Here is a 14,551-nt window from a genome sequence, read left to right as displayed (position 1 = left end):
TTACTGGCCGCTATTCTTGCTACCGCCATTCGCGGGCTCACTATCTCTGCCGAAAAAACCGCATATGAAATGGCAGGCGTGTCACTTTAGCGGGCCAGAAAAAGTGACATTCTTTGATGGGTGATGGAGCGCCGCCGCGTCCGACGGCGCCCACACAAAAATCAGCCGTTCAACTGATCTTTGACCGCCTTGGCAGGCGTGAAGGTCAGCTTCTTGGACGCGGCGATCTGGATGGTTTCCCCGTTGGCCGGATTGCGGCCTTCACGAGCCGGGCTGTCCTTGACCTTGAATTTCCCGAAGCCGTTCAGGCTCACTTCGTTGCCATTGGCGGCGGCGTCGGCGATAGCGGTGAACACCGCATCGACATAGGTACGGGCGTCGGTCTTGGTGAGGCCATGCTCGCTAGCAATGGCTTCGGCGATTGCGCTATTGTTCATGAAGCATCTCTCCTAAGGAATGGAGAGGCCTTATTTACTGGCTTTTGGGCCCGCAGCAACGGAATTTGCGGCGGCAAGCCCCTTCGGGGCTCGGTAAAGTGACATATCTGTTTTTTGTGGTTCCCCAGCCGCGCGGGGGGATTCACAGGGACCGCGCTTGTGCTAGATTCCTGATATGTTCCAGCAGCCCGACCTTTTCGAACCCCGCGAAACAGCCCCCACCCTTGGGTCATTGCCCGATCTTATCGACCGAATTTCGCAGGTCTCCAAGCGCCCGCGCTATGCCTTCATGGTGCTGAACCTCATCTACAAGGCCGTGGGGCAAGGCGATAGCATCGGGCCTTATGTCCGCTATGACGGCGCGCTGCTGCCGGTGCGGGACTGGCTTTGCGAGGCGTTGATCCCGTTGGCGCAGAAGGACGGTCGCCGTCGCACGCTGATCGATGCAGTGCGCGCCGATCTTGTGACCAAGGGGCAGCTGCCCGAAGATCCGGTCGCAGCCGAGGCGCGGATCGCGGAGGAAATCAAAGCCCGTATAGTGCGATCGGGCCGTACCAGCATCAGTAGGGCAGCGTCGGACCTGGTCCGCGCGGGGTTGCTGCGCCGCCACTATAAGGGATTCCGGGTCGATCACGCCAACCGGGGCGCGCAGCGCGAAGCCGTTTACACGATCACCCCTGAAGCGAAGCGCGCCCTGGGGCGGGTCCATTAGGGACTGACGCTGGCCGGGCGCGGTGCGCTTCAATCATCGGGCGGCAGATAATCGGGCCAGAAGCCTGATGCGAGATCGGCTTGCTGCGCATAGAGCGCATCGACCGAAAGCACCGACTCAGGTGGGGGCGGCGGCAGGGTAGGGGTGCCGCCATCGAGATGGACCCGGATGATCGCGCCATCGTTGGTCGGTGCCTGGAAGATGGCGCGGACATCCTGTCCTTGCTGGATTTTCGCGCCAATCCAGCCACAGCGTTCAGCGGACAGATAGCCGATCTGAAATCCGCGGAAGGAGAAGACGGCGACGGCGCTGCTGTCTAATCTGTTGGCGGGTTCGGGAAGGAGCGAAATCGCATCGCCCGGATTGAGCATCCGGATTTCGAACTGCCGGTTCGAGCCATCGTTGTTGGGGTATAACGCTCCGACAACGGCAAGACTCAGTTCCTGTGGCACGGGCTGCGCTTAATGAGGATCGGTGTTCGCTGTCCAGAGCGGTTGGAGGCCATCCGCGACGAATGGTTTCGCCGATAGGCCGTCCACCTAGCGAGATCAAAATATGCAGCCCCACGGTTTCGTGAGGCTGCACATCTCCCCCTATTCAGTTGCTGGCGGCGGCGGTTTCCGGGGCCTTTGCTTCCACGGGCGCCGGAGCGGCAGGCTTTGCGTCACCCTTCGCAGTCTTGGCCTTGGGTGCCGCCTTTGCCTTTGCAGCAGGCTTCGCCTTCGCCGCAGTCTTCGGCTTGGCAGTTTTCGCCACGTCGCTCTTGGGCGCGCTGGACGGGGCAACCGAGGCTTGCGTCTTCACGGCCGCCGGCGCCGCCGGCTTCTCTACCTTCGGCGTCGCGATCGACAGACGCTTGCGTGGCGCGGCCTTTTCCGCAGTAGCGGCCTTGGTGGGCTTCGAGCTCATTTCGGCCTTGGCGACCGGTGCGGGCGAAGCCTTCGGCGTTGCCGCTTTCACAGGCGCCTTGGCAGGAGCAACCGTGGCAGCAGGGACGGACGCTGCTTTTTCAGCCGGTGCAGCGACAGGCTTCTTCCCCAGGCCCAGTTTCTCAGCCACGGCGCGACGCGCATCCGAATAGCTGGGGGCCACGAGCGGATAGGTTTTGGGCAGCTTGTAGCGCTCGCGATATTGTTCGGGCGTCAGGCCATGCTGGGCGAGGTGCCGCTTCAGGGTCTTGTAGGGCTTGCCGTCGATGAGGCTGAGGATATGCTCCCGCGATGCAAGGCTCTTGCGAACCGAAACGGCCGGCGCAAATTCTTCCGCTGCGGCTTGCGCGGCGGGCGCCGCCACATCCTGGGTCAAGGCAGATCGGGTGGTCTTGATCAGCTCCGCAAGACCATCGCTCGAAACACTATTGTTCGAGACGAATGCGCTCAACAGTTGAACGGTGAGGGCGGTGATGTCGGAATTGGTTTCGTCTGCCATGAGGATTGACCCATCTTGAGTGATGAGCCTGCTGTGCGCGATATTTTCAGCAATGTAAATATTGCGCGTTTTGGGAGAACATAAACTTCTGACGAGTGACCCGGCATTTACTGTTAGCCGGCTGTCACTCTCTGATTTCAACAGAGATCAAATCTCTGCCAATTGATCAAACCGGCTGCCCTGCAAAGATGACATGGACGCTCTCTCCCTTCCGAGCTTCAGGTTCCCATTCGGCGAGACGTCTGGCATTGGGCAAATGGACCTCAATGGCGCTGTGCAACAGGGGCCAGACCGGCTCATCTTCGGAAACGATCACGACCCGCTGCGGCCCGACCCCAATGACAGCGACAAGGAGACGCCGACCCTGGTACGGCGTCACCGTGGCAGCAATTTCCACGATGCTGGACCAGGGCGCGACCCACTGCTTGGGTCCATTTGCCAATCCAATCCCTTGCGCGTCGGCGCTCCGAACGTGGAGACCGTGCCTCCCTTCTGGTTGCTGCGTCATAACCTGCCTCCTCGCTCGATCTGATCAGCGTCCGTTGGGTGAGCGTTGCCGTTGCAAAATCTGGCTTTGCTGGATCGAGCGGACGCGCTCATCCTGCTGCTGGCGGATCTGCACGCCCGCAATCCGTTCGCCGCGCTCTATCCGGACAGCCACCTCTTCCTTGCGGCGATCCACAAAGGCGTTCCGCCGACCTTCATCCTGCGGGAAGCGCTTGGCCGCAATCGTCATGGCGTGGGCGACATGGCTCTGCGCGCGGCGCAGTTCCGGGTCCTTGGCATTGTCGATGTGGGATTGACGGCGGAACCGTTCGGCGAGGTCGGTCCGCGGGTCGGGCTTTTCCTTACTGTCCCGGACCTGGCTGGCCGTTCTGGACGCGCGCTGCTTAGACTCCGCCTCGCCAACGTCGCGTGTCTGGGTACGTGACTTCGGGGTTCCAGCCTGGAGGGTCTGGTCACGCTGCGCCGCCGCCCGCGTCTTGGCGTCAGGCCGATACCCCTCAATCGTCAGCCCTTGTGCGGCTGCGGCCAGATAGGCGGCGCGCTTGAACTCCGCGTCGCCATTGATCTTGAGCGCAGTCCAGCCATTGGCTTTGGCAAGCCGAATGAGATCGGGGAGGGCGCGGCTATCTTTCGCCTTGATGCGGTCGGGAGAAATCGTCGCCACCGGATCCTTGTCATGCGCGCTGCGATAGAGCTTGTCCCCCACCCGCAAGAAACGGGTTTCGAGCTCCTGGGGCATTTCGACGGTGGCGCGCTTGCGCGTCGGCTCGGGTCCAGCGTCGGGCGGGGTGAGGTTATCAGCCATATTATCGCTCCTGCTCAATGATGCCCACACGGCGGTCGCCGCGCTCACTCGCCTCCACATCGATCAAAATGTCGTCAAAATCCGAGATCACGACACAATCCATGGCGAAGGTCTCAGGGTCAGGGTTCGCCAGCTGGTCGGCGTCGGGCAGAACGCAGGGAGGCAGGTCCTCATCCTCCGCGATGCGCCGGACGATGGGCGCGACGCTCGGTGGCGGAGCCAGCCGGCGCGTGAAATGGCGATCGCCATAATAGCGGATCTTGTCAGCCCGGATCGGCGGCATGCCCCCGCGCAGCAACAGTAGCTCGTCACTGGGGAACTGCATCAGTTCCTGCGGCAGCAACAGCGCGCGGCGATGGTCGGACATGGATTTTGAGCGATTGGCAAGAATGCCATGGATGGTGAGGGATTTGGTCACTGACTCTTGCCCCACATAGCCAATCCGTTCCGACAGCTCGTTGGCGACCCGCAGTTCCTTGGGCGTGAACGCGATCTCGACGCCGCAATTGGCGACGATCTCGTCGGCAACATGCTCGCCATAGACAGCGCGAAGCTGGGAACGGGACTGGATGACCGGCAAAAGCCGGATGCCATAGCCCGCCACATAGGAGAAGGCGCCGGCTATAACCTGGGCGCGGCCGAGCCGCGCAAACTCGTCGAGCAGCACCAGCACGGATATCGGCGTGCGTGCGTCAGGCAATTCGCGGACATTGAGGTCGATGAGCTGTTGGAACAGGAGATTATAGAGCGGCGCCACCCGATCCAGCTCATCGGGCGACACCCCCAGATAGACCGACATGGGCCGCATCCGCAGTTCGCGCAGATCGAAATCGCTATCCTCGGTGGCCGCATCGACCCGGGGGTTGAGCCACAAGCTGAGCTTGGATGTGACCGTCTGGACAATGCCGGCAAAGGTGTTGTCAGCGCCCGACGTGAAATCAGCGAGCGCGTTGCGGCAGCCTGCCGAGAGGCGCAGACTCCGATCGTCGAGGATCCGACGGAAAGTGCCCCGTGTATCGCCCGTGGTCATCAGCCGGTAGATGGCGCCGATCGTGAAGGGCCCGTCGGCCTGGGCGAGATAGGCGCCGACGCCGACAAAGGCCGTGCGCGCGGAATCGGTCCAGAAGGGTTCACCCCGCTCAGGAGGCACGAACAACATGGTCGCGATCTTCTGAAGCTCGATGATGACCTGGTCGGCGTCCTGCCTGTCGATATAGCTGAGCGGGTTATAGCGGGCGGTACGGCCCTCGGGTTCGGTCGGGTTGAACAGATAGACGGCTTGGCCATGTTTCGCGCGAAAGCCTGCGGTCACATCATAATTCTCACGCTTCACATCGAGCACGACGGTCGAGCCGGGCCAGCTCAGCAGATTGGGGATGACGATACCAATGCCTTTACCTGAGTGCGTGGGGGCTTCGACGATGCAATGTTCATTGCCCTCGAAAATCAGGTAGCGACCGGATTTCTTGCCCAGGACGATCCCGTCCTTGCCGCGGAAGCCGTGGCGCACAATCTCGCGTTCCCTGGCAAAGCGGGCCGCGCCGTGCAGTGGCGGCTTGCGGGTCACGAACCAGTAAAGAAGCAGACCCGACAGCAGCGATCCGGCTGCCATGCCGCCGGCGAGCCCCTTTTGGACGACAGGGTCACCCCGATAATACCAGAAGAAGGCTGGCATCTTCAGCGGATCATAGGCGGCGGCGGGAAGGCCGAGGGCAAACCACGCGACAATGGAGCCGGTAAGACACAGGAGCAGGAGGACGGCGGGAATGCCGATCGCCAGCGTCGCGCCCCGGCTCATGCGGCGTGCCGCCCTGCGGGATCATAATAGATTTCCATGACGCGAAACTGCCCTCTCACCTTTTTCATCTGAACCACGACGTCGACGAGGATCTTGAGGAGCGAGCGGATATCGTCGCGGCCAAGATCCGCTCCCCCCTCGCTCTCCTTCACCAGCAGGGTGAGCTGGTCGAAGGCCAGTTCCGCCGACGCAGCGTGGATGGTCGTGATGGATCCGGGATGGCCGCTATTGACGTTGCGCAGGTAGAAGAAGGCGGTGCCGTCCCGCAACTCCTGCAGCAAAATGCGATCGGGCCGCATCCGCAGGGCGCTTTCGAGCAATTCCTTGGCTGTGACCTTGGCGGTGCCCTGGCCGTCCTTGCTGTAGGTCATGTGGACGACATTGCGGTGGGGGACCACCAGCTCGCGTGTGTCTTCGATGGTGAGCAGCCGTTCCTCTTCCGGGATGAGCTGGATCAGCCCCTTGGCGAAGGTCGTCTTGCCTGACCCGGTTGCGCCGGAGATGAGGATATTGAGGCGGCTGCGCACCGCCAACTTGAAAAACTCGACATGGCGCGCGTCTGCCAGCAGGCCAAGGAGCTGATGCTCGATGTCGGTCATGCCCCGCTCGGCGACCTTCGTTTCGGCAAAGAGGCCACTGGCATCGAAATCCTCCATGCTCATGGCCTTCGTCGAGGGCTTGCGGATCGTGATCGACACTGTTCCGTCCGGCGCCACCGGCGGCGCGACGATCTGGACGCGCTCGCCGGTTGGAAAGATGGTCGAGCAGATCGGGTTCTCGCGCGTGACGTCCTGGGAGGTGAACGCTGCCGCTGCCGTCGCCAATATGTTGAGGCGAGGGAGGGTCAATTCCTCTTCCCGGCCCCAAGTCCAGCCACCTCGCCGCTCGACCGCAACCTCCAGAGGCTGGTTGATGACAACCTCGGTGACGTCCTCATCATCGAGATATTTGCGTAAGGGCTGGATGGCGTCGTCCAGCACCGCCGTATTGCGGAAGGCGGTGACGGTCATTTGAGACTCAATCCATAAACCTGGGCAAAGTCGAAATCCTGCGCCACGGTGATCGCAAGGTCGGTCCCCTGCGCCACCCGCAACACGGGCTTTATCTGCTGCGTGTCCTGGAGGATGGTGGACGCGGAATCCGAGGGCACGCGGGTCACATTGCTGCCGGCCTGGCCCACGGCATTGGAGGCGACCGAGGCGCCATCCTCCAGCACGCTGAACAGCAGGGCGGAGCCAAAGCGCTCCCAGAAGAAGCGATCGACCTTCCCGCCAATGCCTGCGCGCCCCAAACTGTCTGACGCGGGCGACGTGATGTCGATCGCGACCCCGCGCGGCGTGACGGCGCGGCTCCACATGGCAAAGAGGCGATATTGCCCGCGATTGAGCCCGGCCTGATATTCGCCGAAGACCCGGGTGCCTTTCTCCATCAGCACGACCCGGCCATTGTCGGAATAAATGTCGCGTGGAACGATGCAGGTGGCGTAGCCCGGCACGCTGCTGTCCATCGCGGTCTGAAGGGTGCAGGGAATGATCGAGCCTGCTGTGACCAGATAATTGCGGTCACCGATCATGCGGGCGCTGGTGCGGCCGATTGCCGAGGTACGCTTGAGATTGTCCAGCGCGGTATTTTGTTGGGAGCCGCCTTCACCAGCGTTGGCATCGGGCAGGTTGCCGCCGAACGCTGCGGCTTGTTGGCCAAGCGATTGGCCGCTGGTGCCGCTATAGGCAACCAGGGTGGAGCGGCGGGCGGAATCGCGCAGGGCCTGCGCCTCTGCCATCCGTCGCTGTGCAGCGGTTGCTTCCGGCGATTGCTTGGCATAGGTGCCAGGGGTTCCCGGCCCGATTGCGGGGACCTGCTCGCCGGTGAGCGGAATGGGCGCGTTGGGATCTTGCGCGGCTGTCTCCAGCGTGGGCGCGATCACGGTCTTGGGATCATAGGGTACTTCAGGCGCGGGCGGCTTGGCCTTGACCTCGGGCAGCTTGTTGTTGCCGCCGACACCCGCGGCGATAGTGAGGCCGGCAAACAGCAGCGAGCCGCCGATGGCCCCGGCCACGATCATCTTCTTCGTGTCCCATTGGACGGATGTCAGCGAAGGAATGCGGTTGGGGCGATCGACCGCTGCCGCATCCCGGTCGATCTCGTTCATGTCGGGGGTCGCGTCGACGTCGAAATGCCTGTCGTTCACATCAATTCTCCGTCTTGCGCTCCACCACTTCCGACGCCGTGTCCGTCTTGGGATCACGGCCGTAGAAGTTCGGGCTGTCATTGTAGATGCACAGCACCACCTTGCCCCGGCGCAGGCGCAGTTGCCGGAACACGCCATGGATCACGACAAATTCGTCGCGCACATCGAAGGAGGCCGTGGCTTCGCTGCCATCGGGATTGACCGTGAAGATGGCGGGAATCTCGCGCTGATTGGGAAAACGCAGGACCGTGAACTGGCCATTGTCGGTGACTTCGGAAGGTTGGATCTCCGAGGAGCCCTGCACGCTGTAGTTGAGGTTGCGGGTGCCTTCGAGCACGCCGAGGTCCAGTGCGGCCTTGATTGCCCCATTTTGCTGAGCGAGCACCTGGGTGAGCTGCTGGCGGGCAGCGGCCTCCCGGCGGGCTGCCGCCTCCTGTTCGGGATAGCGGACCCTGACCTTGTAGAATGTTTCGGACGAGCGGCCATTGGCGACGGCGGCGAGCGCAAAGGTGTAATTGCGCTTCTGGCCGGCATAGTCGGTGACGACGATGAGATTGGTCCCGCCCGCGCGCTCGCGCGGTTTGATGAACAGGGAATTTTCGGCCGGGGCGACTTCCCAGGACACGGTATCGCCCATGGCCACGAATTTGATCACCTCGCCTTGCGCGAACTCGATCTGGGTGGCCGTGCGAAAGGCGCTGCGGATGGCGATGACATTCTGATCGCTATAATTGACCTCGCGGACCCGATGGTCGGCGGTGACAGGGCGGGGCGTGTTTTCGGCGCGGGCGCTCATCGGGAGCGCAAAGGCCAGCATCGCGGCCGATACCATGAGGAGCTGTTTCATTTTCCACCTATCTCTACGTCCGCGCGATAGGCTTTCACCTGGAAGCCGAGCGGATTGGCGTAGCGGCCGGCTTCAGATTCCGGCTTGGAAAGCACGTCGAACGTAATGGTTGCGATGGCCGGCGTTTCGGTGGCCTGCCCATCTCGTTCCAGCCGCTTGGTGAACCGCACCTGGGCCACGGTCGGCGAAATGAAGGAGACCGCCCGCACCGCGACGAAGACTGTATCACTGGCCGTCAGCTGGTTTTGCGGGGAGTCGGGATTGTCCTTCTTGTAGAAGCTGATCCAGCGGCGCTGTTCCTCCGGCGCCGACAGCGCCAGTACCTGGTTGAAAAATTCCTGCCGCGCCTGCGGTATCCAGCCCTCGCGGGACCGGACATAATTGGCGAGGAAATATTTGCGGACCGCCTCATCATAGGTGACCGTCTTGTCGCCCCGAAGTTGCTGGGTCACTTCGGTGGCGCCGGTCGAGCGATCGACGGTGACGACATAGGGCACCACGGTCTTGAGCGGTGATAACATCGCCACCGCCGCGACGCCGATGACCGCGATTGCGCTGGCGGAGCCTGCCACGATCCAGGCGAGCCGCTTCGACCGTTCGGCCGCGACGAAGCGTTCCCGATCCCAGCTTTGCGCTTCGGCGAAGTAGGCCTTCAGATCCTCGGCGCTGTCTTTGACCCCGATTGCCATGGTCAGCAACTCGCATAGACGGCGCGAGAGGTCGCGCCGGGGGCAGGGGGAGGCGTGGCCTCGCTGATCGGTGGCACGCGATCCACCTTCGCTGCTGGACCATCGCTTTGCGGACTGCTGGGTGAAGGAAAGAACTGGGTCGGCGGGATTGCAGGCGTGGGTGCCGCAGCACCGCGCGCGGGGAGCGTCGGGAGGATTGTCCCATAGGGGTTGGCGGGCCGCTTGGACTGGCCATTGCAGCGCGGGACCTTGGCTTCCTTGGCCGCAAAGACGGGGGCGGCCAATGGAATGGTAAGAAGGGCAAGCGGCACGAGGGCCTTGACGATATTCACGGCATTTCTCCTATCGCGTGCGGGTCAACGTTCCGCCGCCGCCGTTTCGGCTGCCACCCAATTGCCAGGCGCCAGCACCAATGGCGCGGACGCCGCTTGAGGGTGCGCCCGCCATGGTGCGGCCAGCGGCCGGGGCGAAGTTCACTGTAACGGCGTTGGCAAATTGGGCTGCCAGGGCAGGGCCACCGCCACCCAGGCCCGATGCCAGGCTGGGGATCTGCAGGAAGAAGTAGAAGCCCAGCACATAGAATGACAGAGCTTTGAATGCGGCGACCAGCACGCTGTCCTCGTTCGAGATTGCGTTGATGAAGGTGTCGGTCGTTTGCGAGATGAAGAGGGTGACCAGCAGCGCGAAGACGACCAGCATGATATAGCTGATCGCCGACCCCATCCATGAGAAGAACCATCCCCGTGTAGAATCGAATAGCAAAGCGGCCACGAAAAGTGGTCCGACGACTGCCAGCAGCGCGAGTGCGAAGAGGGCAAAGGCGCAAATTGTGAAGCCGAGTGCACATGACAGCAGAGCGGCAATCAATATGACGAGATTGGCGATGGCAGCGAGGATGATCTCCACAAAATTATTGGGAATGCCGACCAAGTTCTTCCCGGCCTCTTGAGTATGCTCGTCGACGATTTCGGTGATCTTTGCGATGGCTCGCGCCGCGCCTTGTAACAGCGTGTCGAAATAACCGCCGAGACCGTTGATATCCGCACCGCCGAGCGCGCTGGCGAACTGACCGGGCAACCCATGCATTGTGAATAGACCGACAGACGCGCCATAGAGGGAGCTGACTGCCCATGTAAGGGCCGCGAGTTTCAGCGCACGATAGACAAATTCACGCGCGGGATATTGCACAGCTCCTCTCAGGATCGCGCCGCCCAGCAGGATGATATAGATGGTCACGCCGACACGGAGCGGAGCAGAAATAATGCCGATCACCGAGGAATAGAGAGCGATGATGCCGGCGAGGGCGCCATCCACTGAATTCATCATGGTCTCGAAGATCGGGAAATCCATCGGTTATCGCCCTATCGCGGCATCAGATGCCCATTTGCTTTTTGAATTTTTCACGCTCGCGCTTTTGGATCAGCTGATATCGAGCGGTGTCGGCATTGTTGCAGTTTTCGGTCACAACAGCGGGCCAGCTCGTGATCGGGCGCTGCGAACCCTTCCAAGCGGTACATACTGCGTCCATTTCAGCCCGATCGCTGTCATTTTTGATGAAATACGCGACCGTGCGAAGAGGAATGTCTGAACGAAGGCCGTCTCCCGTCTGCGCCTTCTCGGACGGCGAGCACGCAGACAGCGCCAGGGAGGTGGCGGCAAGGATAAGTGGTATCCGCATTAGTCGATCCCCATCTGGCGACGGAATTTCGCGGCTTCCCGCTGCTGGAGCGTGACATATCCCTGATAATCGGCTTCGGCCTTCGCGCGGCGTTGCAGCTCGACCGCTTGCAGGGCCATCATGTCATTCGTCATCTGCGCCTGTTCCAGCTGAAGGCGAGCGCTCATGTCGGCGCGTTCTGCCGCTGAGTTCGCGGTGGCCAGGCGGCTGCGCAGTTCTTCCAGGCCTTCGCGGCGACTTGTCACGGAATCGCCCACCGATCCCGCCAGGCCCGCCGTAACGGCCGCGCTTCGTGCGCCGGTCTCATAGCTTGCGCGCGTGCTGTCCGAGACATCGGGGGACAGCTGCCCCATCAAGCCTTGATACACGCTGTCGGAACGGCCACGCAGACGACCGATCACATCCAGATTTCCGTTGGCATAACCGTCCAGACTGCCGGAAGACACGTTCAACTCTCGCATGGCGTCGGTGCGCAGGCTGCTCGCAATGCTCCCGATATCGGTCGCCTTGTTGAGATCGCGATACAGGTCGCGGGCCTGCTGAAGTTGATTGGCGCCCTGCTGCAGCATCGACACGCCCTGGCGAACTTGCTCCAGCTGCTGGAATAAGCCACGGGTATCGCTGACGGGGATTCCCTGCGCCTGCGCTGACGTTGCGATGGTCAGAAGCGAGGCCCCTGCCACCCAATAGTGAAGTCTTTTGCCCTTCATCCTTACCTCTCCTCTCAACTTGAGCGTCGGCGCTGATGGAAAATGGGGAGCCACGTGGCAGGATCGCGGCCATGTTCGGCGATCACCTCGCAGGCGACGGCGGTCGTTTCCGCCCGGCCTGACAAAACGGCCAGCTCATTGTCGAGGCCGGTCAGATCCAATTCGACGACAACAGAATCGTGACCCTGCTTCACCAGAAATTTGTGGGATTCTTGGGCAAGCTCCTCGCGGATGAGGACAAATTCGGCCTCCGTCATGGAGAAGCCCTCGATATAGTCCCGCCGCTGGCCATTGGGGTTGGGGAGCATTATCTTCGTCGCGACCTGCTCAAGGATGGAATGGCTGATGTCGCTCTTGAGCGCATCGCCGGGCGATTGGGTCGCGAACACCATGAGCGCATTGCGCTTGCGGTATGTCTTCAAGCCGTCCTGCGCGAAGCTGCGAAATGCATTGTCACCCAGCGCCTTCCAGAATTCGTCGATCACGATCATGGTGCGCTCGCCGGTCAGCAGCTTGTCGATGCGATGGAACAGATAGAGCATCAACGGAGCGCGAATATCGGCATTGTCGAGAAAATCGGTCATGTCGAAGCCGATGAAGCGGGCGTCGAGCGTCATTTCGTCTGCGGCGTTATCGAACACCCAGCCCAGCGCGCCGCGCGAGGTCCATTTCTCCAGCCTCGCGCCCACCCCGCCTTCATCGGCCATGCCGAGCATGGTCCGCAACGCATCGAGCGAGCGGGCAGCGGGCGGCAGTTTCATGACGGCCGCAATGCCATCATCAATCCGCTTTTCTTCCTGAATGGAAATGGCCCGTCCTTCGACGCGAACCAATTGGCGGATCCACAGCGATAGCCATGCGCGGTCTTCCGGCGTGTCCGACAATGCCTTCAATGGAGCGAAGCCCGTCGGTGCGCCGTTGGCGAGCGTCAGATAGCTGCCGCCGCTCGCCAGCACAAAAATCTGGGCGCCGCGATCCTTGTCGATGAAGATCTGCCGGGCACCGGTCTTTTCCGCCTGTGCCATGAGGAAGTTCAAGAGGACCGTCTTGCCACCGCCAGTCGGGCCGATGACCATCGTGTGTCCGACATCTCGCTTGTGGAAGCTGAAGAAATAGGGGCTGCGCGCGCTAGTCTTGAGTAGCGCGATGGCGTCGCCCCAATGATTGCCGGTTGCGTGACCAGCGGGATAGGTATGGAAGGGCGAGAAGGCCGCGAAATTGAGCGACGTGATCGGCGCCGGCCGCGCCCGCCATGCAAAATTGCCGACAAGCTGGCTCCAATAGGCGGCTTCCAGGGCGGCCCCCTCGCGTGCTGCCACCATGCCTGTGTCTGCAAGCGCGGCACGCGCGATCGACATATGATCGCGCAGGGATTTAAGGCTGCCGCCATAGACGGCCAGGGTAAAATGATGGTCGCCGAGCACGAAGCGGTTCGACATGAGATCGTCGGCCGCATCGACCAGATCGTGCATCTGGCTGATAGCCCGATCGTCGGCATTCTCCATCTGACGCTGCCGCAGGCGAAAGCGCTCCGCTGCGGTGGCGCGGCCAAGGAAGGTGAAGGATTGGGTGAGGACGAACCCGAAATCGACGGCGAGGAGGGATTCAAACTGGCGAGGCGTGGTAAAGGCGGGATATTCGCGAATTCCGAATATGCCGCCGAACGAACTGCGATCCGCATCGCGGACTTCCACGGTCTCTCCCCCGAAAATGACCCGCTGCCGATAGAGTGCGCTGCCCAGATGACCGCGAATGATCGGCACGCGGCGATAGCGGCCGGTCATCACCATCTCGGCGACTTCCAGCGGTTCGGAGAATTTAAGGCCGCGCTGCCCATAGATGGCGAGGCGGCGTGGCTCGCAGCGGGCCATCAGCTTCTCGAAATCCCGGGCCTTGTCTTCCAGGAACTCGATTAGATTCTGATCGACTGCATTGGCGGCCGCGTCATTCCTGCCTTTGGACCGGAAGAGATGAATGAGCTTGTCGGCGCCATGCGCAGAAGGGCGCACCAGCAGGGTGACAAAGAAGCGGTTGATGAACATCCGCTCGCGGTTGATCCGACCGAAATAGGCGGCATCCAGATCGCTGGCGAATTTCGATCGGAAATTGCCGCCGGGATATTGTTCGACCCGCGCTCTTACAAGATGCGTCCAGATGGAGAGGCGGTCATCATGGAGGTTGCGGAGCATGCCATTCAATTTGGCGTGCCAATCGTTGAGGTCGCGAACATCGGCGGTTTCGAAGGCGCGCCCCTGTAACTCGAAGCTGAGCATAATGGCGCCAGAATCGAGCATGATCATCTGGTCGTTGATATGCCGGGCATAAGGCAGAAACTTGGTCGGCATCACTTCCTTGAGCGCGACCTTCAACGGCACCTGGGCTGAGAGGCGATGGGCACTAGCCATGGCGGCCGAAGCCCTTGCGCGCGATGCCCTTGAGGGGAAGGGGGGTGTAGCTCGATCCGCCCCAGAAGGTCCGGTTGCGGTTCGCCGCCTTGGTGCGGAAGAACAGGAAAATCAGCCGAAAGGCATTCACATCCTGACGCACCACGATGCGGGCGAGGCCATAGCAGACAGCCGCCGTGATGAGGGCATAGATCGGATTATTGGTGCCGATGAGAACGATCGCCGAAACCAACAGGATCGGCACGGCGGCCTCAATTGGGATACCGGCCCATAGGGCAGGGCGCGTCACTGCCAGGAACAGCGTGTTGCGCGCTATTTCTTCTCTCTCCTCGCCCAAGCGGTCCTCC

Annotated in this window: 17 protein-coding genes; 1 reads left to right on the top strand and 16 read right to left on the bottom strand. The window is 61.7% G+C overall.

Features of this window, described 5'->3' with window-relative positions; translation table 11 throughout:
* Positions 1 to 161: 161 nt before the first annotated feature.
* Complete coding sequence (locus VVT58_RS22750) at positions 162 to 437, bottom strand: HU family DNA-binding protein (RefSeq protein ID WP_066564735.1); 276 nt, start codon at positions 435 to 437, stop codon at positions 162 to 164.
* A 175-nt stretch (positions 438 to 612) separates the two neighbouring features.
* On the opposite strand from VVT58_RS22750, the gene VVT58_RS22745 reads away from it, so the two are divergent.
* On the top strand, positions 613 to 1,149 hold the full coding sequence (locus VVT58_RS22745) for a hypothetical protein (RefSeq protein WP_066564733.1): 537 nt from the start codon (positions 613 to 615) through the stop codon (positions 1,147 to 1,149).
* Between the two features lie 29 nt (positions 1,150 to 1,178).
* On the opposite strand, the gene VVT58_RS22740 is transcribed toward VVT58_RS22745, so the two are convergent.
* From VVT58_RS22740 to VVT58_RS22670, 15 genes are all read right to left on the bottom strand, one after another.
* Positions 1,179 to 1,601: an HIRAN domain-containing protein gene (locus VVT58_RS22740; protein WP_066564732.1), complete on the bottom strand. Its 423-nt coding sequence runs from the start codon at positions 1,599 to 1,601 to the stop codon at positions 1,179 to 1,181.
* Positions 1,602 to 1,746: 145 nt separating this feature from the next.
* Positions 1,747 to 2,577: a MucR family transcriptional regulator gene (locus tag VVT58_RS22735; RefSeq protein ID WP_066564728.1), complete on the bottom strand. Its 831-nt coding sequence runs from the start codon at positions 2,575 to 2,577 to the stop codon at positions 1,747 to 1,749.
* Between the two features lie 166 nt (positions 2,578 to 2,743).
* Positions 2,744 to 3,019, bottom strand: a complete 276-nt coding sequence (locus tag VVT58_RS22730) for a hypothetical protein (protein ID WP_145907833.1) — start codon at positions 3,017 to 3,019, stop codon at positions 2,744 to 2,746.
* Between the two features lie 90 nt (positions 3,020 to 3,109).
* Positions 3,110 to 3,889, bottom strand: a complete 780-nt coding sequence (locus VVT58_RS22725; protein ID WP_066564724.1) for an LPD7 domain-containing protein — start codon at positions 3,887 to 3,889, stop codon at positions 3,110 to 3,112.
* A 1-nt stretch (position 3,890) separates the two neighbouring features.
* Positions 3,891 to 5,687 carry a type IV secretory system conjugative DNA transfer family protein gene (locus VVT58_RS22720; RefSeq protein ID WP_327753074.1) on the bottom strand — a complete coding sequence of 599 codons (1,797 nt, stop codon included), beginning with the start codon at positions 5,685 to 5,687 and terminating at the stop codon, positions 3,891 to 3,893.
* Positions 5,684 to 6,697, bottom strand: coding sequence for a P-type DNA transfer ATPase VirB11 (gene virB11, locus VVT58_RS22715; protein ID WP_066564720.1), 1,014 nt, complete (start codon positions 6,695 to 6,697; stop codon positions 5,684 to 5,686). Before virB11 ends, VVT58_RS22720 begins: the two co-directional genes overlap by 4 nt.
* Positions 6,694 to 7,875 (bottom strand): type IV secretion system protein VirB10, encoded by a 1,182-nt coding sequence (virB10, locus tag VVT58_RS22710; RefSeq protein ID WP_237230220.1) that lies wholly within the window; start codon positions 7,873 to 7,875, stop codon positions 6,694 to 6,696. The genes virB11 and virB10 overlap by 4 nt, the downstream gene beginning before the upstream one ends.
* A 1-nt stretch (position 7,876) precedes the next feature.
* On the bottom strand, positions 7,877 to 8,722 hold the full coding sequence (gene virB9 / locus VVT58_RS22705; RefSeq protein WP_066564719.1) for a P-type conjugative transfer protein VirB9: 846 nt from the start codon (positions 8,720 to 8,722) through the stop codon (positions 7,877 to 7,879).
* A complete protein-coding gene (locus tag VVT58_RS22700; protein WP_066564717.1) occupies positions 8,719 to 9,411 on the bottom strand; it encodes a virB8 family protein in 693 nt (230 codons plus the stop codon). The genes virB9 and VVT58_RS22700 overlap by 4 nt, the downstream gene beginning before the upstream one ends.
* A gap of 2 nt (positions 9,412 to 9,413) precedes the next feature.
* Complete coding sequence (locus VVT58_RS22695) at positions 9,414 to 9,743, bottom strand: hypothetical protein (protein ID WP_066564715.1); 330 nt, start codon at positions 9,741 to 9,743, stop codon at positions 9,414 to 9,416.
* A gap of 10 nt (positions 9,744 to 9,753) precedes the next feature.
* A complete protein-coding gene (locus VVT58_RS22690) occupies positions 9,754 to 10,761 on the bottom strand; it encodes a type IV secretion system protein (protein WP_066564713.1) in 1,008 nt (335 codons plus the stop codon).
* Positions 10,762 to 10,783: 22 nt separating this feature from the next.
* The gene (locus VVT58_RS22685) at positions 10,784 to 11,089 is read right to left on the bottom strand and encodes a hypothetical protein (RefSeq protein ID WP_066564711.1); all 306 of its coding nucleotides are present in this window, start codon (positions 11,087 to 11,089) and stop codon (positions 10,784 to 10,786) included.
* On the bottom strand, positions 11,089 to 11,799 hold the full coding sequence (locus VVT58_RS22680) for a type IV secretion system protein (protein WP_082749256.1): 711 nt from the start codon (positions 11,797 to 11,799) through the stop codon (positions 11,089 to 11,091). The genes VVT58_RS22685 and VVT58_RS22680 overlap by 1 nt, the downstream gene beginning before the upstream one ends.
* Positions 11,800 to 11,813: 14 nt before the next feature.
* Positions 11,814 to 14,204 carry a VirB4 family type IV secretion/conjugal transfer ATPase gene (locus VVT58_RS22675; protein WP_066564708.1) on the bottom strand — a complete coding sequence of 797 codons (2,391 nt, stop codon included), beginning with the start codon at positions 14,202 to 14,204 and terminating at the stop codon, positions 11,814 to 11,816.
* Complete coding sequence (locus tag VVT58_RS22670) at positions 14,197 to 14,541, bottom strand: type IV secretion system protein VirB3 (protein ID WP_157801350.1); 345 nt, start codon at positions 14,539 to 14,541, stop codon at positions 14,197 to 14,199. The genes VVT58_RS22675 and VVT58_RS22670 overlap by 8 nt, the downstream gene beginning before the upstream one ends.
* Positions 14,542 to 14,551 lie beyond the last annotated feature (10 nt).

Origin of the sequence: Sphingobium sp. SJ10-10, assembly GCF_036038995.2 — a bacterium.
GTDB lineage: Bacteria > Pseudomonadota > Alphaproteobacteria > Sphingomonadales > Sphingomonadaceae > Sphingobium.
This window is presented reverse-complemented; position numbering and strand designations above follow the sequence as displayed.

Coding starts and splice junctions, on each gene's coding strand:
- VVT58_RS22720 (WP_327753074.1), bottom strand. CDS start 5,687: ATGAGCCGGGGCGCGACGCTGGCGATCGGCATTCCCGCCGTCCTCCTG.
- VVT58_RS22725 (WP_066564724.1), bottom strand. CDS start 3,889: ATGGCTGATAACCTCACCCCGCCCGACGCTGGACCCGAGCCGACGCGC.
- VVT58_RS22675 (WP_066564708.1), bottom strand. CDS start 14,204: ATGGCTAGTGCCCATCGCCTCTCAGCCCAGGTGCCGTTGAAGGTCGCG.
- VVT58_RS22685 (WP_066564711.1), bottom strand. CDS start 11,089: ATGCGGATACCACTTATCCTTGCCGCCACCTCCCTGGCGCTGTCTGCG.
- virB11 (WP_066564720.1), bottom strand. CDS start 6,697: ATGACCGTCACCGCCTTCCGCAATACGGCGGTGCTGGACGACGCCATC.
- virB9 (WP_066564719.1), bottom strand. CDS start 8,722: ATGAAACAGCTCCTCATGGTATCGGCCGCGATGCTGGCCTTTGCGCTC.
- VVT58_RS22750 (WP_066564735.1), bottom strand. CDS start 437: ATGAACAATAGCGCAATCGCCGAAGCCATTGCTAGCGAGCATGGCCTC.
- VVT58_RS22745 (WP_066564733.1), top strand. CDS start 613: ATGTTCCAGCAGCCCGACCTTTTCGAACCCCGCGAAACAGCCCCCACC.
- VVT58_RS22690 (WP_066564713.1), bottom strand. CDS start 10,761: ATGGATTTCCCGATCTTCGAGACCATGATGAATTCAGTGGATGGCGCC.
- VVT58_RS22680 (WP_082749256.1), bottom strand. CDS start 11,799: ATGAAGGGCAAAAGACTTCACTATTGGGTGGCAGGGGCCTCGCTTCTG.
- VVT58_RS22700 (WP_066564717.1), bottom strand. CDS start 9,411: ATGGCAATCGGGGTCAAAGACAGCGCCGAGGATCTGAAGGCCTACTTC.
- VVT58_RS22735 (WP_066564728.1), bottom strand. CDS start 2,577: ATGGCAGACGAAACCAATTCCGACATCACCGCCCTCACCGTTCAACTG.